Origin of the sequence: Tabrizicola sp. (assembly GCF_041919135.1) — a bacterium.
Taxonomy (GTDB): Bacteria; Pseudomonadota; Alphaproteobacteria; order Rhodobacterales; family Rhodobacteraceae; genus Tabrizicola.
The window spans coordinates 1-23,250 of sequence record NZ_JAYRUJ010000018.1; the positions used below are offsets into that span (position 1 = coordinate 1).

Consider the following 23,250-nt stretch of genomic DNA (forward strand, 5'->3'; position numbering starts at 1 on the left):
TGGCCGAGTTCGACACGCCGGACTGGGCCCCGCCGGAAGCCCAGCAATGGGCGGCGGGCCAGATCACCCGCTTCGGGGCCGAGATCGTCGGCGTGGTCGCCGCGAATGACGGCACCGGCGGCGGCGCGATCGCGGCCTTCAAGGCGGCGGGCGTCGATCCGGTTCCGCCGGTCACGGGCAATGACGCGACCATCGCGGCGCTGCAACTGATCATCTCGGGCGACCAGTACAACACCATCTCCAAGCCTTCGGAGATCGTGGCGGCGGCGGCAGCCAATGTCGCGGTGGCCTTCCTCAAGGGCGAGACGCCCGAGGCGAAGACCACCCTCTACGACACGCCGTCCGAGCTTTTCGTCCCGGCGGTGGTGACGGCCGAGAACATCAAGGCGGAGATCTTCGACAAGGGCATCAACACGCCCGAGGAAATCTGCACCGGCGAATATGCCGAAGGTTGCAAGGCGCTGGGGATCACCCAGTAAGCCATGATACCGCCCGGTCCCTTCGGGGGCCGGGCACCACATGGGGGAAATGAACATGCAGGCACGCGAACGGCTGCCCGCCAAGGGCGAGCGCATCCTCTCGCTCCGGGGCGTCTCGAAACGCTTCGGCGCGGTCTCGGCGCTGACCGACATCGAGCTTGACGTCCACGCGGGCGAGGTGGTGGCGCTGGTCGGCGACAATGGCGCGGGCAAGTCCACGCTGGTCAAGGTGCTGGCGGGCGTCCACCAGCCGACCGAGGGCGCCATCGAATACATGGGCCGCCCGGTGACCCTGGACACGCCTGCGACGGCGCTGGAGATGGGGATCGCCACCGTCTTCCAGGACCTCGCGCTGTGCGAGAACCTCGACGTGGTGGCGAACCTGTTCCTGGGCCATGAGCTTTCGCCCTGGCGACTGGACGAGGTGCAGATGGAGGTCCGGGCCTGGACGCTCCTCAAGGAACTGGCCGCGCGCATCCCTTCGGTCCGTGAACCCGTCGCCTCACTGTCGGGCGGCCAGCGGCAGACCGTCGCCATCGCCCGCTCCCTGCTGCTTGATCCCCGCATCATCATGCTGGACGAGCCGACCGCCGCGCTGGGCGTCGCGCAGACGGCGGAGGTGCTGAACCTGATCGAGCGCGTCCGCGACCGGGGCCTGGGCGTCATCATCATCAGTCACAACATGGAAGACGTCCGCGCCGTGGCCGACCGGATCGTCGTGCTGCGGCTCGGCCGGAACAACGGCGTCTTCACCGCCGAGACCTCGCATCAGGACCTGGTCGCCGCGATCACCGGGGCCAGCGAGAATGCCGTCTCGCGGCGGCAGGAACGGCTGGCCGCCGAAGCAGGGGGGACCCCGGCATGAGCGACAAACCCACCCTCGACCGCGCCGACGCCCGCGTCCGGCACGACGACAGCCTGACCGGCGCGCTGAAGGATTTCACCGACCGGCTGCGGTCGGGCGACCTGGGGATGCTGCCGGTCATCATCGGGCTGGTGCTGATTTCCACCGTGTTTTCAATGCTGAACCCGGTGTTCCTGGCGCCGAACAACCTCGTCAACCTTCTTTTCGACTGCGCCACCGTGGGCGTCATCTCCCTGGGTATCGTCTGTGTGCTGATGCTGGGCGAGATCGACCTCTCCGTCGGCTCGATGAGCGGGCTTGCCTCGGCCATGATCGGCGTCCTCTGGGTCAACGCGGGTGTCTCGCTGCCCCTCGCCATTCTTGCGGCACTGGCCACCGGCGCGCTGATCGGCGCGGTCTATGCGGTGCTTTACAACCGGCTCGGGATGCCCAGCTTCGTCTCCACCCTCTCGGGCCTTCTCGCCATCCTCGGGCTCCAGCTCTACATCCTCGGCCCGACCGGCTCGATCAACCTGCCCTTCGCCTCGCCGCTGGTGGGCTTCGGGCAGCTGTGGATCCTGCCTGCCTGGCTTTCCTATCTGCTGGGCCTGCTGCCGGGCGCGGTGATGGTCTGGGTCGGCCTGTCGGTGATGAAGCAGCGCCAGGCGGCGGGCCTGTCCTCTCAGCCGCTCACCCGGCTTGTCCTCAAGGCCGTCGCGCTGACCGTGGCGCTGGAGGGCGCGATCTACTATCTGCACCTCGGGCGCGGCGTGCCGGTGATGTTCGGCCTTTTCGTCCTTCTGGCCGTGATCCTGAACTACGGCCTGACCCGCACCCAATGGGGCCGGTCGATGTTCGCCGTCGGCGGCAACAAGGAGGCCGCGCGGCGATCGGGGATCAATGTCCGCCGCATCTATCTCTCGGCCTTCATGCTCTGCTCCACGCTCGCGGCCCTGGGCGGCATCCTCTCGGCCTCGCGCCTCGCCTCCTCCAGCCAGCAGGCGGGCACCGGCGACGTGAACCTGAACGCCATCGCGGCGGCGGTGATCGGCGGCACCAGCCTGTTCGGCGGGCGTGGCTCCGCCTGGTCGGCGGTGCTGGGGATCATCGTGATCCAGGCGATTTCCAACGGGCTGACGCTGCTGAACCTGTCGTCATCCCTGCGCTACATGATCACCGGGGGCGTGCTTGCCGTCGCCGTGATCGTCGACAGCCTGGCCCGCCAGTCGCGCGTCAGCCATGGCCGGGGGTAAGGAGACCGAGATGAGACTGAACGGTAAAACGGCCGCGATCACCGGCGCGGCCTCGGGGATCGGCCTCGAATGTGCCCGCGCCATGCTGGCGGAAGGGGCAAGGGTCGTGCTGATCGACCGCGCGGGGGACCGGCTGCAAGCCCTGTGCGAGGAACTGGGACCGCAGGCGATGCCTCTGGTGGTCGATCTCCTCGATGGCGCGCAGGTCAGCGGGATGCTGCCCCGCATCCTGGCGCTCGTCGGCCAGCTCGACATCTTCCACGCCAATGCGGGGGCCTATGTCGGCGGGCCGGTGCAGGACGGCGATCCCGATGCCTGGGACCGGATGCTCAACCTCAACATCAACGCGGCCTTCCGCTCGATCCATGCGGTGCTCCCCCACATGATCGAGCGGAAGACGGGTGACATCGTGCTGACCTCTTCCATCGCCGGTGTCGTGCCCGTGGTGTGGGAACCGATCTACACCGCCTCGAAATTCGCCGTGCAGGCCTTTGCCCATACGATCCGCCGCCAGCTTGCCCCCCACGGCATCCGCGTCGGTTCGGTCCTGCCCGGCCCGGTGGTCACGGCGCTGCTGGACGACTGGCCCAAGGCGAAGATGGAGGAAGCCCTGGCCAACGGCAGCCTGATGCAGCCCACGGAGGTGGCCGAGGCGGTGCTGTTCATGCTGACCCGCCGCAAGGGCGTGGTGGTGCGGGACCTGGTGATCCTGCCCAATACGGTGGACCTCTGAGATGCTGATCGGGGTCGATGTCGGAACCGGATCGGCGCGGGCGGGGGTGTTCGACGCCGAGGGCCGCTTGCTGGGCGTGGGCAAGCGCCCCGTCACCATGTGGCAGGAGCCGGGTGAGATCGTCGAGCAATCCTCCGACCAGATCTGGCAGGCGGTCTGTTCGGCGGTGCGCGAGGCTGTGAGCGCCTCCGGCATCGACCCGCAGTCGATCAAGGGCATCGGCTTCGACGCCACCTGTTCGCTGGTCGCCGTGGGACCCGAGGGCGAGGGCATCCCCGTCGGCCCCTCCGGCGACCCGGCGCGCAACGTCATCGTCTGGATGGACCACCGCGCGCAGGCCGAGGCCGAGGAGATCAACGCGGGCGACCATGCCGTGCTGGATTACGTCGGCGGCCGCATCTCGCCGGAGATGGAGACGCCGAAACTTCTCTGGCTTTCCCGCCACCTGCCCGACAGCTTTGCCAAAGCCGCGCATTTCTTCGACCTGTCGGACTACCTGACCTGGCGCGCGACGGGCCGCCTGGCGCGGTCCTCCTGCACGGTCACCTGCAAATGGACCTATCTTGCGCATGAGGGCCGCTGGGATCCGGGCTATTTCCGCGCCATCGGTCTGGGCGCCCTGGCCGACGAGGACTTCCGGCGCATCGGGACCGAGGTCGTTCCGCCGGGCACCCCGCTGGGGGGCCTCAGGGCAACCGCCGCCGCCGATCTCGGCCTGCCCGCCGGGGTAACGGTCGCCGCCGCGCTGATCGACGCCCATGCCGGGGGGCTTGGCACGCTTGGCGTCCGGATGGAGACGGCCGGGGACCCCACCCGCCGCCTTGCCTATATCTTCGGCACCTCGGCCTGCTCCATGGCCTCGACGCAGGCGGCCACCCCGGTCCCCGGCGTCTGGGGGCCGTATTTCGACGCCATGCTGCCGGGCCTCTGGCTGAACGAGGGCGGCCAGTCCGCCGCCGGGGCGGCGCTGGACCACCTCGTCCACCTGCACCGCGATGCCCCCGCCCTAGCCGCCGAGGCCGGGACGCGCGGCCTCTCCCTCATCGCCCATGTCGCCGCCCATGCCGCAACCCTGGCCCCGACCCTGTCGGACACGATCCGCGCCGCCGCCGAGATCATCGTCGTGCCCGAGTTCATCGGCAACCGCTCGCCCTTCGCCGAGCCGGACGCGCGGGCGGTCATCTCGGGGCTTGGCCTCGATCGCGGGATCGACAGCCTGGCGCAGCTTTATCTCGCCGGACTCTCGGGCATCGGCTATGGGCTGCGGCAGCTTCTCGACCGTTTCGCCGACAAGGGGATCGGGATCGACACGATCATCGCCAGCGGCGGCGCGGCGCAAAGCCCGCTGTCCTGCCAGATCCTCGCCGACAGCGCCGCCCGCCCGGTTGCCCTTCCCGCCGCGCCCGAGCCGGTGCTTCTTGGCTCGGCCATGCTTGCCGCCACCGCTTCGGGCCTATACCGGACCGCCGCCGAGGCCATGGCGGCGATGTCGGGAAGCGCCAGGGTCTTCCTGCCGGCAAGCGGCGATCCGGCACGGCTTCATGCCGTCCGCTACGAAGCCTTCTCGGCGTTCCAGCACACCGCGCGGGTGCTGCGGGGGAACCTTCGATCGCGTTAGGCCCACCCGCGAAGGCAAATCATGACCGGCTGCGGTGCATGGCCACCAGCATCCGCATGCGGGGGCCAGCGTGCTGGAAGAACATCCTATAGGCCTCGCAAAGATAGTTCTTCGGGCCGTCGCCTGACCCGAGGAACCGATGTTTCGGACAGCCGCCGTTGCAGGCAAAGAGAAATGGGCATTTCCGGCATTCGGCCGTCAGGCTGTCCGCCTTGTCCTGGCCGAAGGCCCGCGCCTTCTCGGACCAGACCAGATCGCGCAGGGGCGTTTCCGCGATGTTTCCGATCCGGTAGGGCGGATAGACGAAGTGGTCGCAGGCATAGACGTCGCCGTTATGCTCCAGCGCCAGCGCGTTGCCGCAGGTTTCGGCGAAGAGGCACAGCGTCGAAGGCAAGCCCGCCCAAAGCGCCAGTTGCGTCTCGATGAACTGCACGAAGACGCGGCCGACGTCCTGGCGATACCAGATGTCGAAGATGTCACAGAGGAACTTGCCATAGGCCCTGGGGGCGACGCTCCACGGGGCGAGGGGGAGGTCGGGGCCGGTTTCGATCTGCGGCGGGGCGGCCATCCGGTTGCCGCTGGCGCGTTCGACGATCGGGATGAATTGCAGATAGGGCGAGCCGAGATCGCGCAGGAAACGGTAAAGCTCCTTGCCGCGATGGACATTGGCGTGGTGCACCGTCGTCAGGATGTTGAACTCGACCCCGGCGGCGCGCAGGTGGTCCAGCCCCCGCATCACCATGTCGAAGGTGGGCCGGCCGGCGCGGTCCCTGCGGTAGTGGTCGTGCTTCTGCCGCGGGCCATCGACGCTGAGGCCCACCAGGAAATCCTGCGCGGCCAGAAAGGCCGCCCAATCCGCGTCCAGGAGGGTGCCGTTGGTCTGGATGCTGTTGGTGATCCTGACACCGTCCGGGCGATGCCTGGCTTGCAGTTCGACGATCCGGCGGAAGTAATCCAGGCCAAGCAGCGTGGGCTCTCCTCCCTGCCAGGCGAAGTGGACCTCGGCCTGCCCCGCCTCGAGCGTGGTCGCGATATGCGCGCGGACATAGCGGTCCAGCGTCGTCTCCGACATGCGGAATTTCCGCTCGGCCGGGTACTGCGCTTCCTTCTCGATATAGTAGCAATAGCTGCAGTCTATGTTGCAGCGCGGCCCGACCGGCTTGGTCATCAGGTGATACGGGGTGGCGGTCATGGTGTCGGCTGGTCCCCGCGGGGAAATCGCCTGCTCTCCTCCGGCAGGTTCAGGTCCATGTGGTTGCGCAACGCTCGCTCGCCCGTTGCAGGGGCTGGTAGTCCCGGGGGAGAGTGTATTGCAGCATCATATCAGGCCGGATGAAGCGCCATGTGAAGATGGATCTTGTTCAGAACCTGCGGCTTCACGCCGCATACGCCTTCTCGGGGCCAGACGGGCGGCCCGCCGCATCGGGGCCTGCGGGCGCTGGCTTGCAAATCCTTGGATAACCTGGGTGAATCTGGGAAGCGTGGTGCCGGTGAAGGGACTCGAACCCCCGACCCCATCATTACGAATGACGTGCTCTACCAGCTGAGCTACACCGGCACGCTTCCATGGCCCGGCTATTAGCACCGGCTGCCGCGACTGTGTAGCCCCAATTTGCGCCCGTCAGGTCGCGCGGCGGGCGATCTCGTCCAGGGGCGGCTGTTCCTCGGGTTCCTCCGGCGGGGGCAGGGCTTCGGGCTCCGGCTCGGGGCGGGGCTCGATCAGGGGCAGAAGCTCGGCCAGGGCAGGAGAGGCGGCGGCGGTCGCCGGGGGCTCGCGCCAGGAGAGGGTGTCGAAGCTGCCGCAATTGTCGCAGACCGGCTGCCAGCCGTCATGGATCGCGTGGCAATGGTCGCAGACCCATTGCGGCCCGCGCGGGGCGGCGATGGCCTTGGCCACCAGTTCGCGCACGGCGGCATCCTCGGCCCCTTCGCCGCGCGCGATCGAGGCGAGGATCGCCAGCGACCGCTGGGTCGGATGGCGCGTCGGCACGTCGCCAAGCGCGCGGCGGGCCTCGGGGAAATCCTCGGCCGCGACCAGAAGCTCGGCCAGGAGCATCCGCGTCTCGTCGTGGTCGGGGTGCAGCGCGGTCAGGGTGCGGAAGCGTTTCAGGCGCTCTTGCGGCGTTTCCTGCGGCTCGATCGCGGCGAAGGCGGCGGCGAGGTCGGGGTGGGGCATGACCTCCCAGGCCTTCTTCAGGACGCGGGTGGCGTTGCGGTGTTCGCCCTTGCCGACATAGCCCCGGGCGGCCATGGCGGCGGCGGGGACCAGATCCGGCGAAAGCCGGTTCGCCTCGATGGCGGCTTCACGGGCCTCGATGCTGGCGCTTTCGTCGATCACGCTGCGCGCCTGTTGCAGCGCCAGCACTGCGTCGCGGCGGCGGTAGACGTCCTTGGGCAGGGTGCCGGCCTTGAGCTTCGCGCCCAGCGTCGCCCGTGCCCCGGACCAGTCGCCGGCGTCGGATTGCAGCTTGAGCAGGATGTCCTGCGTCTCGGCATGGCGCGGGCGGAGCTGGAACGCCTTTTCGGCCAGTTTCAGGGCCAGTTCGCGGTCGCCCTCGGCCAGTTTCTGCTGCATCAGGCCGCGCACGCCGACGAAGCGGGTCGCGTCCTGGGCCAGCAGCGCCTTGTAGGCCTCGGTCGCCTCTTTCCGCTCGCCCGCCGCCTCGGCCGCCTGGGCGATCAGGAGCGTGGTGAGTTCGGGCTTGCGCAGCAGGCGCTCGGCGCTGCGGGCGCGGAACAGGGCCTGGCGCGGCTCGCCCGAGGCGAGGGCCAGCATCGCCTCGGACAGGGCGCGATAGCCCTTGCGCTCGCGGTTGCGGTCGAAATAGCGGGAAATCGCGGTCTCGTCGCCGTTCAGGAAGCGGATCACCGCGCCCAGAAGGCCAAGGATCCGCAGCGCCAGCCAGACGGCCAGCAACAGGAGGACGGCAAGGATGACGGCCTGGACCGGGCCGATGGTGAACTCCCACCCGGCGACGGTGATGCGCATGGCGCCGCCGGTTTCGGCAAGGATCCCGGCCCCGATGGCCAGGGCGGCGACGAGGGCGATGAACAGGATGACCTTGGTCAGCGATACCAGCATCACTTGCCCTCCAGCGCGGCAAGAACGGTCAGCCGCGCCTCGGCCCGGGCGCTCCAGTCGGCGAGGGGCGCGCGGATCGGTTCGGGCAGGGTCTTCACCTCGGCCAGGGCGTCGGCAAGGCGGCCCTCGGACAAGGCGAATTCGGCGCGGGAGAGCACGGCGTCGGGGTCGTCGCCTTCGCGCGGGGTGAGGGAGCGCGCGCCGGTCTGGGCGGCGAGGAAATCGGTCAGCCGCGCCCCCCAGCCGGTATCCGGGGCGTTGGCGCGGGCGAGTTGCAGCGCCTGCCGCGCGGCCTCGGGGAAGTCTGCCTGCAGCGCGGCGAGGGTCGCGATCCCGGCGGCATGGGGCGAAAGGCTGGCGGCGAGGTCGGGATCGTTCAGCGCGGCAAGCTCGGCCTCGAAGGGGACGCCGGAGGCCACCGCCTCGCGCAGCTGGTCGAGCCGGGCCTTGTGCGCCGCCGCTTCGGCTGCGGCTGTCGCCTCCTCGGCGCGGCGGGAAGCCTCGGCTTCGGCCTCGGCCAGGCGGGCGAGGGCGGCGTCGACCTCGGCCTGATCGGCGGCGGCGGGCTGGGCGGAGAGCTGCTGCTCCAGCTTGGCGAGGCGCGCGGCCAGGGCGGCGGTGCCGGCATCACCGTCCTGGGGCAGGCTCTCGATCGCGGCAAGGCGCTGGTCCAGATCGTCCAGCCGCGCGGTATCGGGCTGGGACGCGGGTGCGCCTTCCAGCGCGGCAAGGCGGGTGGCGACCGTCCCGACCTCGGAGCGGAGCGCGGCGAGGGCGGCGGCCTGGTCCTGGTCGGCCTGGGCCAGGGGGGCGAGATCGGCGGGCGGCGTGGGCGGCGGGACAAGGCCGAAGACGTTGTAATGCGAGAGCGCAAAGCCCCCCAGCGCCGCCAGGGCGCCGCCAAGCAGGGGGCCGAGGATGCCGGGACCGCGCCGGGGCGGCGGGGATGGCGGCGGAACGGCCGCGGGGTCGGCGGGTGCGGAATCCGGATGCGGCAGGACCTCGGCGGCCAGGGCGTCCGCAGGCAGGGCATCGGGGGGCAGGGAGGGGCTTTCCGCCGCCGCCTCGGCCGGGGTGTCGGCTGCGGCTTCGGCCTCTGCCTCGGTCAGGGGATCCTTGCGTCTTGCCATGGCAGCGGCCCTTTCACCAATTCCTTCCCACCTAAGCACTCGCCGCAGGGGCGTTCAAGGCGGCGGCGCTCAAGGCGGCGGGGCTGCGGCAATCAGCTCGTCCAGACCCTGAAGCATCGCCTCGGCATCCGGCCGCCGGGCCACCACCATCCGCCCCGTCAGGCCCTGCAGCTCATCGGCCACGTTCCGGCTCATCGCCACCAGGCCGAGGTCGGCGGCATGGTCCGGCGGCAGGGCGGCCCGGAACAGCGCCGCGCTGCGGGGCGAGAACAGCGGCACGACCACAACGCCAGGCCTCCGCAGCAGTTCCGCCGCCGCCGGGGCGAGGGGCTGCGCCTCCTGCCGGTAGATGACGGTGGCCTCGGCCGGGACACCCGCGGCCGCAAGCCGCGGGGCCACGTTGCCGCGCGAGTCCGCGCCGCGCAGGTGGAGGAGCCGGCCGGGGGGCGGGTCGGCCAGGATCGCGGCGATCAGCGACTCGGCATCGCCCTCGGCCGCGCGGGTCTGGAAGCCCGCCGCCTGCGCCTCTTGCGCCGTCCGGCCCCCGACGCACCAGGCGAGGCGCGGCAGCGCGGCGCGATAGGGCAGGGCCGCCGCCACCCCTTGCAACGAGGTGAAGATCACCGCCGCGAAGGGACCGGGGGGAAGGTCGGGCGAAAGGTTCACCGGCCGCATCAACGGCGAGAGGACCGGCCGCACCCTGTCACCGTAGCGGCCGCGCAGGGCGGCGGCAAAGCTTCTGGACTGTTCCTCGGGCCGGGTCAGGAGCACCGGCACGACTCTGGATTGTATCGCCATGCCCATGGTGTTACCTGCCCCTGACCCCTTTCGCAACGGCGGCCATGGCCCGGACCCTGACCCTCCTCGGTATCGAATCAAGCTGCGACGATACCGCCGCAGCGGTGGTGCGGCTGGGCGGGGCCGGGCCGGAGATCCTGTCCTCGGTCGTGCTGGGCCAGACCGCGCTGCACGAGGCATTCGGCGGCGTGGTTCCCGAGATCGCCGCCCGCGCCCATGCCGAGCGGCTGGATGGCGTGGTGGCCGAGGCGCTGGCGGCGGCCGGGGTGCCGCTGGCCGGGCTGGACGGGATCGCGGTGACGGCGGGGCCGGGGCTGATCGGCGGCGTCCTCTCTGGTGTGATGCTGGCGCGCGGGTTGGCGGCGGCGACGGGCCTGCCCCTGGTCGCGGTGAACCACCTTGCGGGCCATGCGCTGACACCCCGGCTGACCGATGGCGTCGGCTTTCCCTATCTGATGCTGCTGGTCTCGGGCGGTCATTGCCAGTTCCTTGCGGTTGAGGGCGTGGACCGTTTCCGCCGCCTGGGCGGCACGATCGACGATGCCCCGGGCGAGGCCTTCGACAAGACGGCGAAGCTTCTGGCCCTGCCGCAGCCCGGTGGCCCCTCGGTCGAGGCCGAGGCGGCGCTGGGCGATCCGGGCCGGTTCCGCTTTCCCCGGCCGCTTCTGGACCGCGAGGGCTGCGACATGTCCTTCTCGGGCCTGAAGACCGCGCTGCTGCGGGCGCGGGATGCGCTGGTGGCGGAAAAGGGCGGGATCACGCTGCAGGACCGCCGCGATCTGTGCGCCGGGTTCCAGGCGGCGGTGGCCGAGGTGCTGGCGGTCAAGACCGCGCGGGCGCTGGAGCTGTGCGAGGCCCGGCCCACGGCGCTGTGCGTGGCCGGCGGGGTGGCCGCGAACAAGGCGATCCGGGCGCGGCTGGAGGCGGTGGCGGAGCGCGCCGGGGTGCCGTTCCTGGCCCCGCCCCTGCGGCTGTGCACCGACAATGCGGCGATGATCGCCTGGGCGGGGATCGAGCGGCGGCGGGCCGGGCTGGAGACGCCGCCCGATTTCGCGGCCCGTCCGCGCTGGCCGCTGGACGAGACGGCGCCGGCGCTGCTGGGCTCGGGCAGGAAGGGGGCCAAGGCGTGATCGGAATTGTCGGGGCGGGGGCCTTCGGGACGGCACTGGCGGTGGCGCTGGCGAAGGGCGGGCGCGAGGTGCGGCTTTGGGCGCGCGATCCGGCGCAGGTGCGCGCGATGCAGACGGCGCGACAGAACGCCCGGGCCTTGCCGGGGGTGATGCTGCCGGAGACCCTTGCGGTCGCGGCGGAGATCGAGGCGGTGCTGGGCGGCGATGCCCTGCTGCTTGCGGTGCCGATGCAGGCCTTGGGCGGGCTTCTGGACCTGTGGCCGCAGATCGAGGCGCGCCAGCCGCTGGTCGCCTGCTGCAAGGGCGTGGACCTTGCCAGCCTTCTGGGCCCGGTCGAGATGATCCTTGCCCGGCGTCCCGGCGCCGAGGCGGCGATCCTGACCGGGCCGAGCTTTGCCCTGGACATCGCGCGGGGCTTGCCGACGGCGCTGACCCTGGCCGCGACCGCCGATGCCTCGGCGCTGCAGGAGCTGCTGTCGACGCCGACGCTGCGGCTGTACCGCACGGATGACGTGCGCGGCGCGGAACTGGGCGGGGCGCTGAAGAATGTCATCGCCATCGCGGCGGGCGTGGTGATCGGCGCGGGGCTGGGCGACAGCGCGCGGGCGGCCCTGATGACGCGCGGCTATGCCGAGATGGTGCGGCTGGCCGAAGCCCTGGGCGCCAGGGCCGAGACGCTGGCGGGCCTGTCGGGCTTTGGCGATCTGGTGCTGACCTGCACCTCCAGCCAGTCGCGCAACTTTCGCTTCGGCGTCGCACTTGGCCGGCAGGAGGCCTTTGACCCCGCCGTCACGGTCGAGGGCGTGGCCACCGCCCGCGCCGTGGTGCGGCTGGCCGCCGAACGCGGCGTCGACATGCCCGTGACCGCCATGGTCGATGCTCTCGCCTCGGGCCGGATCACTCTGGAGAGTGCCGAGGCCCATCTGATGAACCGTCCGCTGAAACAGGAATGAGAGATGCGTTACGCCCTGATCTGCCTTGACAAACCCAATGCGCTGCAGACCCGCGTCGAGAACCGCGCCGCCCATCTGGCGCATATCCAGGCCTCGGGCGTGGTCGAGCAGGCGGGGCCCTTCATCGACGCCGCCGGTCAGATGTGCGGCAGCCTCGTGATCCTGAAGGTCGCATCGAAGGCCGAAGCCGATGCCTGGGCGGCGGCGGATCCCTATGCCAAGGCCGGGCTGTTCCAGTCGGTGATGATCCAGGAATGGAAGAAGGTGATCGGATGACCTACTGGCTGTTCAAGTCCGAGCCCGACGTCTGGGGCTGGGACGATCAGGTCGCCAAGGGCGACGAGGGCGAGGAATGGCATGGGGTGCGCAACTATCAGGCGCGCAACAACATGCGGGCGATGAAGCTGGGCGACCGGGGGTTCTTCTACCATTCGAACATCGGCAAGGAGATCGTCGGCATCGTCGAGGTCTGCCGCGAAAGCACGCCGGATTCCACCACCGACGATCCGCGCTGGGATTGCGTCTGGATCAAGGCGGTCAAACCCCTGAAGCGGCCGATCAGCCTTGAGGAATGCAAGGTCACGCCGGGGCTGGAAAAGATGGTGCTGGTCAACAACAGCCGCCTGTCGGTCCAGCCGGTGGCCGCCGCCGAATGGGAGATCATCTGCCGCCTGGGCGGGGTGGAGCCCTGAACCTCAGCCCCGGATCGGCGGGGTGATCTCGCCCGGCGGCGGGGGGATCGGGTCCTGCGGCGGGACCGGCTGCGGATCGGGCATCGGGTCGGGATAGCCGGGCGGGGGATCGTCCTCCGGCACCGGCAGGTCGGGCGGCATTTCCGGCAGGTCGGGGCCGGGATTTCCCGGCAGGCTGTCGGGAGTGGCCGGCTGGCGGCGGGGGTCGGGCAGGCCCATCTTCGTCTCCGCTGGTTGTGATGCGGCGGAAGAAACCCCCGGCCGGGGCCTTATGTTCCCGAAAGCTCAGTCCTTATGCTCGGGCAGGTCGCGCAACTCGTCCTTGGTCCAGTTGCTGACGCCATGCACCTTGCCGTTTTCGTCGCGCATCAGGTCAAGCTGGTCCAGCCCCACCGCCACCGGCTTTGCGCCGATGCCGAGAAAGCCGCCCACGTCGATCACCACCTTTGTCGAGGCGGCGCCCTGGTGCAGGTGGCCGATGGTGCCGATCCGGTTGTCCTCGCGGTCGTAGACCGGGCAGTCGCGCAGGATGGCCTCGGTCATTTCCGAGGCGGCAAGCGGGGTGTGGCGGGAATGGTCCATGAGCGTTCTCCTTGTTTCGGGACCAGAACCCGCTTGCCCGGCCGATGTTCCCGCTTTTGCTGGAACAGTCCGGCGCTCCCGGCGGTTGTCGGGGAAAGCGAGGACCCGGTGGAACGCCTTCTGTCATCCCTGCCAAGGCTTGTGCGCTTCATGCTGCGGCATTTCGCGAATGGCGCGGTTCTGGGCCTGATCCTGGCCGAACTCCTGCTGTGGGGCGATGTCCTGGGGCTGCGCCAGCTGGTCGTCCTGACCGAAGCCGGGGCGACCCTGACGCTGGCCTTCCTGGCCTATGCGGCCATGCTGTTCGGGACCCTGGCGATGAGCGTCGCGGTGATGAACCTCGGGCCGGAATAGGCGGGTCACTCCTCCAGCCGGTCCGCGGCACCCTTCAGCGCCTGCAGCCGTCCGAAGGCGGTGGCGGCCCCGGCCTTCGCCTCCATCCAGTCGACGGTCTGCCGCGCGATGGCGGCGGTCAGTTCGGTCCGGCGGATGTCGGCCCAGCGGCGGTAGGCGATGTCCACCAGCCCGGCCGCGACCGGAGGCAGGTCGGCCGGCGCGGCGGCGGCGGTGATCGCCTGCAACTGCGCCCGGCTGCGCTCCAGCTGCCCGGCCGCCTGGCGCAGGCCGGCCAATCGCTGGTCCAGCACCAGCTGCGACAGCGTCGCGAGTGTCCGGAGATCCTTCAGGCGGGTCATCGGCGGCGGGCCCGCCGGCGCATCGCATCGGCAAAGCGGATCGCGGCGGCGACGGCGCGGTAATGCTCGGCCCGGATCTCCTGGCCGACCTCGACCGAGGCATGCAGCGCGCGGGCGGTCGGCGGGTCGCGATGCACCGGGATCCCGTTCTCGGCCGCGCGTTCGCGGATGCGCCTGGCGATCTCGTCCACCCCCTTGGCGACGCAGACCGGCGCCCCCTTGCGGGCGCGGTCCCAGCGCAGGGCGACGGCGTAATGGGTCGGGTTCACCACCACGACATCGGCCCGGGCCACATCCGCCAGCATCCGGTTCGTCGCCACCTCCTGCGCGCGCTGGCGGCGGGCGGATTTCAGATGCGGGTCGCCCTCGCTCTCCTTGAACTCGTCCAGCATCTCCTTGCGCGACATGCGGTTGCGCTCACGGTGGCGGTGGATCTGCCACAGGTAGTCGACCCCGCCCAGCACCAGCGCGATCAGGAAGACGATGAGCAGGAAGTCGATGGTCAGGCGGCCCAGAAGCGCCGCCGACATGCCGGGGTCGAGATAGAGCGCGCCCAGAACCTCGGGTAGGCGGGCGGCGATGAAATGGTAGAGGATCGCCGCGATCAGCCCCAGCTTCAGCGCGCTTTTCGCGAATTCCATCAGGCCATCCGGCCCGAACTTCTGCCTTGCCGTCGCGATCGGCGAGATCCGCGACAGTTTCGGCATCAGCTTCTCGGGCGCGAAGACCAGGCCGCGCGTGGCAAGGATCACCGCCAGCACCAGGATCCCCGGCACCAGCATCAGCAGGAGCGGCGGGCCGACGAAGGCGACGAGGAGCCCCGCCAGCGTCGCGCTTGCCCCCGAGGACAGGAGGCCGGCCAGCCGGTCGGCCTGGTCGAGCATCACCATCCCGGCGCTGCCGGTCCGCTGCACCAGCCAGGTCCCCAGCCCGGCCAGCGCCAGCAGAAGCCCCCCCTGCGCCGCCGCCCCGAGGAGATCGGTCGAGCGCGGCAGGTCGCCGCGCCGCCGCGCCTCGTCCAGCTTCTGCTGCGAGGGCGCGTGTTCCTTGTCGCCGTCGTCCGCCTCGCTCATGGCGATGGCCCGAAGGGCTGGGCCACCTGGGCGGCGAAAGCGTCAAGCCAGACCGCCAGCAGAAGCGGCGCGACCACGGAGAGAAGCGCGAGCGCGCCCAGGGTCAGGGCGGGCGCGCCGACCATCGCGACCATGAGTTGCGGCATCGCCCGGTTGATCGCGCCGATGGCAAGGTTGTAGACCGTCGAGGCGATGACGAAGGGGGCGGCCAGCGAGAAGGCCAGCGCAAAGGTCGTGCCCACCCGCCCGAGCCCCCAGTCGAGGACCCGGGCCGGATCGGGATAGGCCCCGGCGGGGAAAAGGTCATAGGACAGGACCAGCATCCCGGCGGCGCGGACATGCAGCCCGGCCGCAAGCGCCAGTGCGACCCCGGCGATCAAAAGGAGGTTGCCGATGGCCGGCTGCGGCTCGGGCGCGGCGCCGGCGAAAAGCTGCGACAGCGTGGTTGCCTGGGCGATGATCGAGGCGGCGGTCTGCAACGCCATGACGAAAAGCCGCAGCCCGATCCCGAGGATCAGCCCCGCCAGCGCCTCGGCCCCCAGGGCGGCAAGGCCGGGCCGCAGGCCGGTCGCGGCGACATGTTCGGCCACGAAGGGCGTGATCACCAGGGTCAGGACCAGGGCCGCCGCCAGCTTGACCCGCTGCGGCACCGCGGACTCGCCCAGGCCCGGCATCAGCGCGACCGCCGCGCCGACGCGCAGGAAGGCCAGCGCAGCGGCCCAGACCAGGCCATCGGCCAGGTCCAGAAGCCGGGCCAGGTCGCCGACCAACTGGTTCATGCCGGAACCTGCCCCAGCAGCGCGGGCCGGGCGTCGGTGCCGATCTCCTCATAGGACAGGACCGGCATCTGCAATCCCTTGGCCAGGACCACGGTCCGAAGGAAGCGTCGCCGCGCCACCGAGGTGACCAGCGCCGGATAGACCCCGCCCTCGGAGGCGCGGTTGACCCTTTCGGTCAAGCCATTGGCAAGGCGGGAGAAAAGGTCCGGCGGCAAGGCGATGTCGCGCTGCCCGTCGATCTGGTAGGTGGTGAAGGCCTTTTCCCATTCCGGTGCAAGCTGGATCAGCGGGACCGAGCCGTCCGCCCGCTTCAGCTCGGCGACGATCTGGAAGCCGAGGCGCTGGCGGACATGTTCGCAGATCGCCTCGGGCGCGCCCAGGTTCCGCGCCTCGGCCACCGATTCCAGGATCAGCGGCAGGTTGCGGATCGAGACGCGCTCCTCCAGCAACAGCCGCAGCACGGCATGCAGAAGGTCGAGCGGCACCTTGTCGGGCAGAAGCTCGTCCAGGAGGCGGCGGTTGGCCTCGGCCCGGACCGGATCGGAAAGCTTGACGAATTCGTCCAGCAGCCGCCGCAGCCCCCGCAGCGTCAGGAGGCGCGAGAGGTTGGCCTTCAGCACCTCGAGGAGATGGGTGGCCAGGACCTCGGTCGGAGAGACCACGGTCAGGCCCGAAAGCGCGGCGTCTTCCTGCTGGTCGGGGCTGATCCAGCGGGCCGGGGCGCCATAGACCGGCTCTTTCACGTCAAGCCCGTCCGGGGCCTGGCCTCCCTCGGCCAACAGCACCAGCACCCGGTCGGGGAAAAGCCGGTCGGCCGCGCGCTCGACCCCGTGCAGGCGAATGCGATACTGGCCGGGGGCCAGCGTGCCTTCGTCGGTCAGCCGGATCTCGGGCAGGATGAAGCCGAAGGAGACCGCCACATGGTTGCGCATGTTGGCGATCCTGCCGTCCAGCCCCGTGGCCGGATCCAGCGCCATCGCGACCAGGTTCGGCGCGAATTCGATATGGATGTCGTCGAAATCCAGCACGTCGCCGATGGATCTGGCGCGGATCGGCTCGGCCGCGGGCGCGGCGTGTTCGGCGGGCCTCGCGGCCTGCCGCGCCTGCCAGAAGGCCAGCCCGCCAAGCGCGAGGGCCGCGAGCATGAAGGGCAGGAAGGGCATCCCCGGCACGATGGCGAACAGCGCCATCAGCCCCGCGACCGTGCCCAGCGCCGCCGGATAGCGCCCGAGCTGCTGGAAGAACGAGACATCGACCGCGCCCTTCTGGCTCCCCTTGGCAAGCAGCAGCGCGGCGGCGATCGAGATGATGACGGCCGGGATCTGGCTGACCAGCGCATCGCCGACGGTAAGGATCGTATAGGTCTCGAACGCGGTGGCCGCGTCGATCCCATGCAGGAAGATGCCGACGATCAGCCCGACCACGATATTCAGCCCGGTGATCAGCAGGCCGGCGATCGCGTCGCCCTTCACGAATTTCGACGCGCCGTCGAGAGAGCCGAAGAAGTTCGTCTCGGCCAGCTCCTGCTCGCGCCGCCGCCGCGCCTCGGCATGGTCGATGGCCCCGGCGGACATGTCGGCGTCGATCGCCAGCTGGCGGCCCGGCATCCCGTCCAGCGCAAAGCGCGCGCCGACCTCGGCCATGCGGCCCGCGCCCTTGGTGATGACGATGAAGTTGACGATCAGAAGGACGATGAAGATCACCACCCCCAGGATCAGGTTGCCGCCCATGATGAATTCGGCAAAGCCCTGGATCACATGGCCGGCGGCGGCGGTCCCGGTATGGCCCTGGCCGATGATGAGCTTGGTGGACGACACGTTCAGCGACAACCGCAGCAGGAGCGAGGCCAGCAGGATCGTCGGGAAGGCGGAGAAATCCAGCGGCCGGTCGATGAAGAGCGTGACGGTCAGCATCAGGATCGCCAGCGCGAAGGAGACGGCGAGGCCCAGGTCCAAGAGGAAGGCCGGGACCGGCAGGATCATCATCACGATCACCGCCATCAGGGCGATGGCCAGCAGGACCGTCGGCCGGAAGATCGCGCCGATGGAAAATCCCGCCATCTCAATTTCCTCCGATCAGGCGAAGTCCGGCGCCGGTCGCGGGGACCAGCGAGCCGTTCGTCCCGCGCGCCCCGGCAAGGAGCAGGGGAAAGCGGTTCTCGCGCGGTTCGGGGTCCTCCGGCGCGATGTCGCCCGAGTCCAGGGCGGCATAGGCGGTCTCGAACTTCGCGCGGTAGCGTTCGGCATGTTCCGGCGTCTGCGAGTGATAGGCGGCCGCGGCGGCGGACCAGTCGCCGGTCCGGGCGAAATTCTCGGCCAGGAAGCCTGCGGCATAGGTCGCATTCGTGGCCGGATCCAGCATGTCGGCCAGTGAGGCAAACCCCTTGGAGTGCCAGCGCAGGTTCAGCTGGAAGCAACCCAGGTCGACATTGGTCAGCCCCTGGTCCAGCATCGACCGGGCATGAGCCTCGGCTTCGCTGGCGGTGTCGAACCAGCGACCCTCGCCGCCGACGTTCACCGTCCAGGGCCAGGGCCGGGCATCGCGGCCGGTTTCCACCAGCGTCACCGCCAGAAGCACCCGCTCCGGGACGCCGGTCTCCCGTGCGGCCGTGCGGGCGGCGTCGATGCAGAGCGCCGAGGGATCGCCCCGTGCGGCGAGACCCGGCGCAAAGCCCGGAAGGATCAGGATGCTTGCCAGCATCGGTGCAATCGAAGGACGGACAGTCATTCCCAACTCCGCGGTCCGGCTTCTGCCGGTCGTCTCAGGCTAGCGGGCGAATCTTGCCAAGCGGTTAGCGGGCTTACGGAGCGACCGGCGACGGGACGGCGGCCAGAAGGGCCGCAACGGCATCGCGCGCGCGGGCCCCGTCCTCGGCAAGGCGGGTGCCGCGGGCGAGAAGCCCGGCCTCCGCTTCAGGGTCCGGTGCGACCACGAGCGTCGCCGCGGCCTTCCACGGCTCGCTGCCCTCGGCGCTCAGGCCGGGCCAGTCCCGCGTCCAGGTCCGAAGGCGCGCGGCCTCCTCGGCATTGCCTGCCGCCATGAACAGGGCGCGGGCAGGGGCAAAATCGCCCAGCTGGGCATGCGCACGGCCGCGCAGGGCATTTGCCTCGGGCAGGTCCAGCCCGCCCAGAAAGGCCAGCGTCGCCCGGGCATCGCCGCGCGCAAGCTCTCCCTCGGCGGCGAGCAGCCGGTCCCCGGCCGCAGCCTCCGGTCCCAGTGGCCCAAGCCATTGCAGCGCCGAATCGGCGAATCCGAGATCGAGCAAGCGTCGCGCGATCTGGCCCCGGACCTCTGGCGCGATCCCGGGCGGGTCCTGATCGGGCGCCAGCACGGCATGGGCCAGAAAGTCGTCATCCGGCGCCAGCCGACCCGCGACCTGCCAAAGTTCTGGCGGCGCGGCCCCTTCGCTGGCGTCGAAGGCCGCGGCCGTCTGGCCCGAGAGCGCAAGGGCAAGCACCAGGGCACGGTGGATCGCCGGTTCGTCCGCGCGGCCATCGCTCTCCTCCAGCACGGCGGCAAGCGATTCCGCCACCTCCGGCGACAGCGGCTCGGCCCGTGGCAGATGGGTGTCGACCAGGGTGATCATCGGCGCGATATCCGTCCCGGCCGCGGCGACGGCGAATGTCGCATGGTCCCGTGCCGCCTCGGGGCGATCGGCCTGCAGGTCAACCTTGGCGTCCAGAAGGGCGATGGTCCCGGCATCGGCGAAGGGCGCCCGTTCCATCGAATCGCGGATGAGCCTGGCGGCATCGCCGTCCCCGCGCGCCAGCATCTTCTCCGCGAGTCCCGCGCCAAGCGCCATGCGCAGATGGGGCGGCAGCGCAAGGAAACTGCGCTGGATCGCCTCCACGTTGACGTCCTTGCCCTGCGGCAGGCGATCCAGCGCGAAGGCCGCCCAGAGCGCGGCGGGCCCGTCGCAGGGCAGCATCTGCGCGAAAGGTGTCGTCGGATCGCTTTCGCCTTCGACCAGATGCGACATCGACTGATACCAGGCAAGTTCCGGCGGCGCCTCTGCGGCGGGGATCAGGGCCGCATACTGCCGCGCCTCGGCCCCGAAGCCGAGAAAGAGATGCCGCCGCACCGAAACGAGCACGGCGTCGATCTTCACCGCGTCGAACTCGCCGTAAAAGCCTGAGCGCCCGCCCGCCAGAAGATCCAGCGGCGACTGGCCCTCGCCCCAGGCGGGGAGATCCAGCATCTCCCCGGGCGCACATTCGGCCAGGATCGCGGGTTCGGTCGAGCCACCACCCAGACTGGCCGCGACGCCGGGCAGGTCGCCGATGTGGACATGGCTTCCCGGCAGGTCCGCGAGCGCCGCGTCGGCCACCTTGGGCGGCTTGCCCGGAAGCTCCATGTCGACGACACCCTCGGCAGCGCCCCGGCTGATCTCGGCAAGGAGCTGGTCGCGCAGCGGCTCCAGCGAGACTGCGCCGGTCGCGAGGTCCGGCAGGCCCGGCGGGATGCTCCGGCCGCCCGTGGTGCCGGGAAGATCCGACAGCCAGTCGTAGCCCGTTGCCTCGGCCTGCGGCGCATCCACGACCTCGGCCGCGCCGGGGTCGAAGGGCTGTTCGAAGCCGGATCCTGCCGGCGCCGGCCCGTCCTTGATGTCCAGAACGATCACCCCCGGACGATATTCGAAGGGCAGGACATGGCAGTCGCAGGCCAATGACAATTGCAGCGCGCCCAAGCCGGGTTCGACCCGCAGCGCCTGAAGCCGGGTGCGGGGGATGAGGTCCCAGACCCGGCCAAGCTCGTAATCCGGCTGCGAGGGGCCCGCAAAGGCGAAGCCATAGCCCATCGGCGTCCGGCCGAGGGTCCAGCCCGAAGCCGAGGGAAGCTCCACCACCAGGCGGGTGAACCCGTCATGCTCGCCCGATCTGATGCTGGCGGTCTCGGCCAGGGCGGGGAGCGCCAGCGGCAGCAGGAAAAGGCAGGCCAGGCGGATCATGCGGCGTCCTGCTTCAGGTTGCGCATCGCTTCCTCCAGCTCGCCAAAGCCGGGGCGGACATGGTGCGGCGTGTTCTGGCGGCCGACCTCGATGCAGATGTTGGCCGGATGGCGGTGCAGGTTGGCGATCAGCACCTCGCGGATGAGCTGGTAGAAATGGATGTCCTCCTCGACCACGGTCTTCACCCGCGCGGCGAAGGGGCCCATCAGCCCGTAGGCGAGGAACACGCCGAGAAAGGTCCCGACCAGCGCGCCGCCGATCATCTTGCCCAGCACTTCCGGCGGCTGGTCGATCGAGCCCATGGTCTTGATCACCCCCAGCACGGCGGCGACGATCCCCAGCGCGGGAAGCCCGTCGGCCATGGTCTGCAGCGCATGGCTGGAGTGCATCGCATGGTGCAGCGTCGATTCCATGCGCTTGTCCAGCACTTCCTCGACCTGGTGGGGATCGTCGTAATTCATCGAGGCCGCGCGAAGCGTGTCGCAGATCAGCTCCATCGCCTCATGGTCGTGCAGGACACGCTGGTACTTGTTGAAGATCGACGAGGCCTCGGGCGATTCGATGTGTTCTTCCAGCGCGACGGGATTGGCGCGGGCCAGGCGGATCAGCTCGAACAGAAGGCAGAGGAGGTCGCGGTAGTCGTCCGGCTTCCATTTCGGGCCCTTGAAGACCTTGCCCACGTCCTTGAGCGTGTGCTTCACCGCCGACATGTCGTTCGAGATCAGGAAGGCCCCGACCGCCGCCCCGCCGATCATGATCAGCTCGAACGGCAGGGCCTTCAGGATGATGCCCATCTTGCCGCCGGCGAGGACATAGCCGCCGAAGACCATGACGAGGATGACGGCAATTCCGACGAAACCAAGCATCTTGCACCCTGATCCTATGCCTGCCGCCACTATCCGGGCGGCGGGTTAAGACTTCGTCACCCGCCGCATCATTCCTTCGGCACGTCGGCATTGCGGCCGGCGACGATCACGCTGACGCCATAGGCGGCCTCGGCGGACATGCCGGAGAGGATCGCGGCGGCCGGTTCCGGGGGCATCCGGGCCAGGAATCCGGCCGCGAATTCCGGCGACATGGTGTTGAAAAGCGCGGCCGCGTCCTTGGGCTTCATCGCCTGGTAGACGGCGGTGAGGCGCTGGATGTCCGCCTCGGCGGCGCCATCGGCCAGCGCGAGGGTGGCCTTCAACTCCGCCTCCATCGCCATCATCCCGGCCATCCGGTCGGCCATCGCCTGATCCGCCAGGGCCAGGGCTGCGAGACGGTCCTGCAGCGCGGCCTCCTGGACGGCGAGGCGATCCTGGCGCAGTTTCAGCGCCTCGGCCACGGCGGCGGGCGTCTCGCAGGCGGCGGGGGCGGCCTCGGGGGCGGGCTCCGGCGCGTCCTCCGACCGGGCCAGCGCCAGGCCGGCGCCCGAGCCCAACCGCAGCGCGCCGGAGGTCGCGAAAAGCATGGCGACGACGAAGAGCGCGCCCCGGCCAGCCTTGCGGCGCGCGGTCATTCCGCCGCCTCCATCGTCTTGTGCCGGCGGCGGACGAAGCGGGGGCGGCGTTCGTCCTCCGGCGGGTCCTCCTCGGCGGGCCGGGCGGCGGGCTTCGGCTCGGGCAGGTCGTGCAGCGAGGCGACCAGAAGCTCCAGCCGACGCGCCACCTCCTCGCCCCTCGCGGTCAGCGCGGCCAGGCTTTCGGCCGAGCCATTGGCCGCCCCCCGCGCCTTGTCCAGCGCGGCCGTCATCTCGTCCACCTGGGCCGAAAGCACCGCGATCGCGCCGCCCATCCCGCTTTCCAGCGTGGTGAACCGCTTCAGCCGCGCCGCCAGGACATAGCAGTAGAGCGCGGCCCCGAACGAGCCTGCGACAAGGAGGATATCAGCGATCAGGTCCATGGCCCGCCCTTCAGTTCAGCACGAATTCGGTGATCAGCAGGTCGCGGACCCGCCCTTCGCCGGTCACGATCTGGATCCGGCGCAGCATCTGCGCCCGCAGCCGCGCCATGGCGGCCGGATTCTCGATGTCCGCCGTGTCGATCGCGCGGAGATAGCTGTTCAGCACGTCCAGGATGCGCGGCGCGAGCAGGGCGACGTCGTCCTGCGCCGAGTCCACCACCTCGACCTGGGCCGAGAAGCGCAGATGCCCGGACCGCGAATCGGGGCCGAGCGAGATCACCAGCGTCTCCAGCGGCACGAAGGCGACGCCGGTCAGCGGTCCGGGCGCTTTCTCGGCCGCGGCGCTCTCGTCCCCACCGCCCGGCACGAGGCCCGACCAGGTTGCGTAGAAGCCGCCGCCGCCAAGCAGAATCGCCAGGATCAGCCCGATCAGCAGGGGTTTCCTCGACCGCTGCGGGGCGGTCTCCTCGGGATTCGTATCGGTGGTTGCCACGTCCAGCTCCATCCATTCGACAAGGAGACCATAGGCGGAAGGTCACTAACCGATTGTTAAGCCGCGCAAGTCATTGCTTGGGCA

At 70.2% G+C, this 23,250-nt stretch carries 26 protein-coding genes and 1 tRNA gene; 10 read left to right on the top strand and 17 right to left on the bottom strand.

Features of this window, described 5'->3' with window-relative positions:
• The 5 genes from ACE3UA_RS13300 to ACE3UA_RS13320 all read left to right on the top strand — a co-directional run.
• Positions 1-479 (top strand): substrate-binding domain-containing protein (locus ACE3UA_RS13300; RefSeq protein WP_374645873.1); only part of this gene is annotated, 479 nt, incomplete at its 5' end.
• 55 nt (positions 480-534) lie between these two features.
• A complete protein-coding gene (locus ACE3UA_RS13305; protein WP_374645875.1) occupies positions 535-1,344 on the top strand; it encodes an ATP-binding cassette domain-containing protein in 810 nt (269 codons plus the stop codon).
• Positions 1,341-2,576, top strand: a complete 1,236-nt coding sequence (locus ACE3UA_RS13310; RefSeq protein WP_374645877.1) for a sugar ABC transporter permease — start codon at positions 1,341-1,343, stop codon at positions 2,574-2,576. The genes ACE3UA_RS13305 and ACE3UA_RS13310 overlap by 4 nt, the downstream gene beginning before the upstream one ends.
• A gap of 10 nt (positions 2,577-2,586) precedes the next feature.
• Positions 2,587-3,309: an SDR family oxidoreductase gene (locus tag ACE3UA_RS13315; protein WP_374645879.1), complete on the top strand. Its 723-nt coding sequence runs from the start codon at positions 2,587-2,589 to the stop codon at positions 3,307-3,309.
• A gap of 1 nt (position 3,310) precedes the next feature.
• Positions 3,311-4,927 carry an FGGY-family carbohydrate kinase gene (locus ACE3UA_RS13320; protein WP_374645881.1) on the top strand — a complete coding sequence of 539 codons (1,617 nt, stop codon included), beginning with the start codon at positions 3,311-3,313 and terminating at the stop codon, positions 4,925-4,927.
• A gap of 19 nt (positions 4,928-4,946) precedes the next feature.
• Here the strand turns inward: ACE3UA_RS13320 and ACE3UA_RS13325 are convergent, their stop codons facing one another.
• From ACE3UA_RS13325 to ACE3UA_RS13345, 5 genes are all read right to left on the bottom strand, one after another.
• Positions 4,947-6,119 carry an anaerobic sulfatase maturase gene (locus ACE3UA_RS13325; RefSeq protein ID WP_374645883.1) on the bottom strand — a complete coding sequence of 391 codons (1,173 nt, stop codon included), beginning with the start codon at positions 6,117-6,119 and terminating at the stop codon, positions 4,947-4,949.
• Positions 6,120-6,409: 290 nt separating this feature from the next.
• Positions 6,410-6,485, bottom strand: a tRNA-Thr gene (locus tag ACE3UA_RS13330).
• A 63-nt stretch (positions 6,486-6,548) separates the two neighbouring features.
• A complete protein-coding gene (locus ACE3UA_RS13335; RefSeq protein WP_374645885.1) occupies positions 6,549-8,009 on the bottom strand; it encodes a heme biosynthesis protein HemY in 1,461 nt (486 codons plus the stop codon).
• Positions 8,009-9,139, bottom strand: coding sequence for a COG4223 family protein (locus ACE3UA_RS13340; protein ID WP_374645887.1), 1,131 nt, complete (start codon positions 9,137-9,139; stop codon positions 8,009-8,011). The genes ACE3UA_RS13335 and ACE3UA_RS13340 overlap by 1 nt, the downstream gene beginning before the upstream one ends.
• 69 nt (positions 9,140-9,208) lie before the next feature.
• A complete protein-coding gene (locus ACE3UA_RS13345) occupies positions 9,209-9,910 on the bottom strand; it encodes a uroporphyrinogen-III synthase (protein WP_374645889.1) in 702 nt (233 codons plus the stop codon).
• 71 nt (positions 9,911-9,981) lie between these two features.
• On the opposite strand from ACE3UA_RS13345, the gene tsaD reads away from it, so the two are divergent.
• The 4 genes from tsaD to ACE3UA_RS13365 are packed head-to-tail and all read left to right on the top strand — an operon-like array spanning position 9,982 to position 12,712.
• Complete coding sequence (gene tsaD / locus ACE3UA_RS13350; protein ID WP_374645891.1) at positions 9,982-11,067, top strand: tRNA (adenosine(37)-N6)-threonylcarbamoyltransferase complex transferase subunit TsaD; 1,086 nt, start codon at positions 9,982-9,984, stop codon at positions 11,065-11,067.
• Positions 11,064-12,020 carry an NAD(P)H-dependent glycerol-3-phosphate dehydrogenase gene (locus ACE3UA_RS13355; protein ID WP_374645893.1) on the top strand — a complete coding sequence of 319 codons (957 nt, stop codon included), beginning with the start codon at positions 11,064-11,066 and terminating at the stop codon, positions 12,018-12,020. Before tsaD ends, ACE3UA_RS13355 begins: the two co-directional genes overlap by 4 nt.
• A 3-nt stretch (positions 12,021-12,023) precedes the next feature.
• Positions 12,024-12,296, top strand: coding sequence for a YciI family protein (locus tag ACE3UA_RS13360; protein WP_374645895.1), 273 nt, complete (start codon positions 12,024-12,026; stop codon positions 12,294-12,296).
• Positions 12,293-12,712: an EVE domain-containing protein gene (locus ACE3UA_RS13365; RefSeq protein WP_374645897.1), complete on the top strand. Its 420-nt coding sequence runs from the start codon at positions 12,293-12,295 to the stop codon at positions 12,710-12,712. Before ACE3UA_RS13360 ends, ACE3UA_RS13365 begins: the two co-directional genes overlap by 4 nt.
• 3 nt (positions 12,713-12,715) lie before the next feature.
• On the opposite strand, the gene ACE3UA_RS13370 is transcribed toward ACE3UA_RS13365, so the two are convergent.
• Positions 12,716-12,931, bottom strand: a complete 216-nt coding sequence (locus tag ACE3UA_RS13370) for a hypothetical protein (protein ID WP_374645899.1) — start codon at positions 12,929-12,931, stop codon at positions 12,716-12,718.
• A gap of 66 nt (positions 12,932-12,997) precedes the next feature.
• Positions 12,998-13,294 (bottom strand): PRC-barrel domain-containing protein, encoded by a 297-nt coding sequence (locus ACE3UA_RS13375; protein WP_374645901.1) that lies wholly within the window; start codon positions 13,292-13,294, stop codon positions 12,998-13,000.
• 108 nt (positions 13,295-13,402) lie between these two features.
• On the opposite strand from ACE3UA_RS13375, the gene ACE3UA_RS13380 reads away from it, so the two are divergent.
• Positions 13,403-13,648, top strand: coding sequence for a hypothetical protein (locus tag ACE3UA_RS13380; RefSeq protein ID WP_374645903.1), 246 nt, complete (start codon positions 13,403-13,405; stop codon positions 13,646-13,648).
• Between the two features lie 5 nt (positions 13,649-13,653).
• On the opposite strand, the gene ACE3UA_RS13385 is transcribed toward ACE3UA_RS13380, so the two are convergent.
• The 10 genes from ACE3UA_RS13385 to fliL all read right to left on the bottom strand — a co-directional run bounded on the left by ACE3UA_RS13385 (position 13,654) and on the right by fliL (position 23,166).
• Positions 13,654-13,989 (bottom strand): hypothetical protein, encoded by a 336-nt coding sequence (locus tag ACE3UA_RS13385; protein WP_374645905.1) that lies wholly within the window; start codon positions 13,987-13,989, stop codon positions 13,654-13,656.
• Positions 13,986-15,062, bottom strand: coding sequence for a flagellar biosynthesis protein FlhB (locus ACE3UA_RS13390; RefSeq protein ID WP_374645907.1), 1,077 nt, complete (start codon positions 15,060-15,062; stop codon positions 13,986-13,988). The genes ACE3UA_RS13385 and ACE3UA_RS13390 overlap by 4 nt, the downstream gene beginning before the upstream one ends.
• Positions 15,059-15,841, bottom strand: a complete 783-nt coding sequence (locus ACE3UA_RS13395; RefSeq protein WP_374645908.1) for a flagellar biosynthetic protein FliR — start codon at positions 15,839-15,841, stop codon at positions 15,059-15,061. Before ACE3UA_RS13395 ends, ACE3UA_RS13390 begins: the two co-directional genes overlap by 4 nt.
• Positions 15,838-17,901 (bottom strand): flagellar biosynthesis protein FlhA, encoded by a 2,064-nt coding sequence (gene flhA, locus ACE3UA_RS13400; RefSeq protein ID WP_374645909.1) that lies wholly within the window; start codon positions 17,899-17,901, stop codon positions 15,838-15,840. Before flhA ends, ACE3UA_RS13395 begins: the two co-directional genes overlap by 4 nt.
• 1 nt (position 17,902) lies before the next feature.
• Positions 17,903-18,568, bottom strand: coding sequence for a lytic transglycosylase domain-containing protein (locus ACE3UA_RS13405; protein WP_374645910.1), 666 nt, complete (start codon positions 18,566-18,568; stop codon positions 17,903-17,905).
• Positions 18,569-18,641: 73 nt separating this feature from the next.
• Positions 18,642-20,789: a hypothetical protein gene (locus ACE3UA_RS13410; protein WP_374645912.1), complete on the bottom strand. Its 2,148-nt coding sequence runs from the start codon at positions 20,787-20,789 to the stop codon at positions 18,642-18,644.
• A complete protein-coding gene (gene motA, locus ACE3UA_RS13415; RefSeq protein WP_374645914.1) occupies positions 20,786-21,655 on the bottom strand; it encodes a flagellar motor stator protein MotA in 870 nt (289 codons plus the stop codon). Before motA ends, ACE3UA_RS13410 begins: the two co-directional genes overlap by 4 nt.
• A 68-nt stretch (positions 21,656-21,723) precedes the next feature.
• Entirely contained in the window at positions 21,724-22,290 is a 567-nt protein-coding gene (locus tag ACE3UA_RS13420; protein ID WP_374645916.1) for a MotE family protein, read from the bottom strand.
• Entirely contained in the window at positions 22,287-22,673 is a 387-nt protein-coding gene (locus ACE3UA_RS13425) for a hypothetical protein (RefSeq protein ID WP_374645918.1), read from the bottom strand. Before ACE3UA_RS13425 ends, ACE3UA_RS13420 begins: the two co-directional genes overlap by 4 nt.
• A 10-nt stretch (positions 22,674-22,683) precedes the next feature.
• Entirely contained in the window at positions 22,684-23,166 is a 483-nt protein-coding gene (gene fliL / locus ACE3UA_RS13430; protein WP_374645920.1) for a flagellar basal body-associated protein FliL, read from the bottom strand.
• Between the last annotated feature and the right edge of the window lie 84 nt (positions 23,167-23,250).

Bases quoted from the DNA above. Each gene is read 5' to 3' on its own strand.
- ACE3UA_RS13305 (WP_374645875.1), top strand. From the start codon at position 535: ATGCAGGCACGCGAACGGCTGCCCGCCAAGGGCGAGCGCATCCTCTCG.
- ACE3UA_RS13310 (WP_374645877.1), top strand. From the start codon at position 1,341: ATGAGCGACAAACCCACCCTCGACCGCGCCGACGCCCGCGTCCGGCAC.
- ACE3UA_RS13315 (WP_374645879.1), top strand. From the start codon at position 2,587: ATGAGACTGAACGGTAAAACGGCCGCGATCACCGGCGCGGCCTCGGGG.
- ACE3UA_RS13320 (WP_374645881.1), top strand. From the start codon at position 3,311: ATGCTGATCGGGGTCGATGTCGGAACCGGATCGGCGCGGGCGGGGGTG.
- ACE3UA_RS13325 (WP_374645883.1), bottom strand. From the start codon at position 6,119: ATGACCGCCACCCCGTATCACCTGATGACCAAGCCGGTCGGGCCGCGC.
- ACE3UA_RS13335 (WP_374645885.1), bottom strand. From the start codon at position 8,009: ATGCTGGTATCGCTGACCAAGGTCATCCTGTTCATCGCCCTCGTCGCC.
- ACE3UA_RS13340 (WP_374645887.1), bottom strand. From the start codon at position 9,139: ATGGCAAGACGCAAGGATCCCCTGACCGAGGCAGAGGCCGAAGCCGCA.
- tsaD (WP_374645891.1), top strand. From the start codon at position 9,982: ATGGCCCGGACCCTGACCCTCCTCGGTATCGAATCAAGCTGCGACGAT.
- ACE3UA_RS13360 (WP_374645895.1), top strand. From the start codon at position 12,024: ATGCGTTACGCCCTGATCTGCCTTGACAAACCCAATGCGCTGCAGACC.
- ACE3UA_RS13365 (WP_374645897.1), top strand. From the start codon at position 12,293: ATGACCTACTGGCTGTTCAAGTCCGAGCCCGACGTCTGGGGCTGGGAC.
- ACE3UA_RS13370 (WP_374645899.1), bottom strand. From the start codon at position 12,931: ATGGGCCTGCCCGACCCCCGCCGCCAGCCGGCCACTCCCGACAGCCTG.
- ACE3UA_RS13375 (WP_374645901.1), bottom strand. From the start codon at position 13,294: ATGGACCATTCCCGCCACACCCCGCTTGCCGCCTCGGAAATGACCGAG.
- ACE3UA_RS13385 (WP_374645905.1), bottom strand. From the start codon at position 13,989: ATGACCCGCCTGAAGGATCTCCGGACACTCGCGACGCTGTCGCAGCTG.
- ACE3UA_RS13390 (WP_374645907.1), bottom strand. From the start codon at position 15,062: ATGAGCGAGGCGGACGACGGCGACAAGGAACACGCGCCCTCGCAGCAG.
- ACE3UA_RS13395 (WP_374645908.1), bottom strand. From the start codon at position 15,841: ATGAACCAGTTGGTCGGCGACCTGGCCCGGCTTCTGGACCTGGCCGAT.
- flhA (WP_374645909.1), bottom strand. From the start codon at position 17,901: ATGGCGGGATTTTCCATCGGCGCGATCTTCCGGCCGACGGTCCTGCTG.
- ACE3UA_RS13405 (WP_374645910.1), bottom strand. From the start codon at position 18,568: ATGACTGTCCGTCCTTCGATTGCACCGATGCTGGCAAGCATCCTGATC.
- ACE3UA_RS13410 (WP_374645912.1), bottom strand. From the start codon at position 20,789: ATGATCCGCCTGGCCTGCCTTTTCCTGCTGCCGCTGGCGCTCCCCGCC.
- motA (WP_374645914.1), bottom strand. From the start codon at position 21,655: ATGCTTGGTTTCGTCGGAATTGCCGTCATCCTCGTCATGGTCTTCGGC.
- ACE3UA_RS13420 (WP_374645916.1), bottom strand. From the start codon at position 22,290: ATGACCGCGCGCCGCAAGGCTGGCCGGGGCGCGCTCTTCGTCGTCGCC.
- ACE3UA_RS13425 (WP_374645918.1), bottom strand. From the start codon at position 22,673: ATGGACCTGATCGCTGATATCCTCCTTGTCGCAGGCTCGTTCGGGGCC.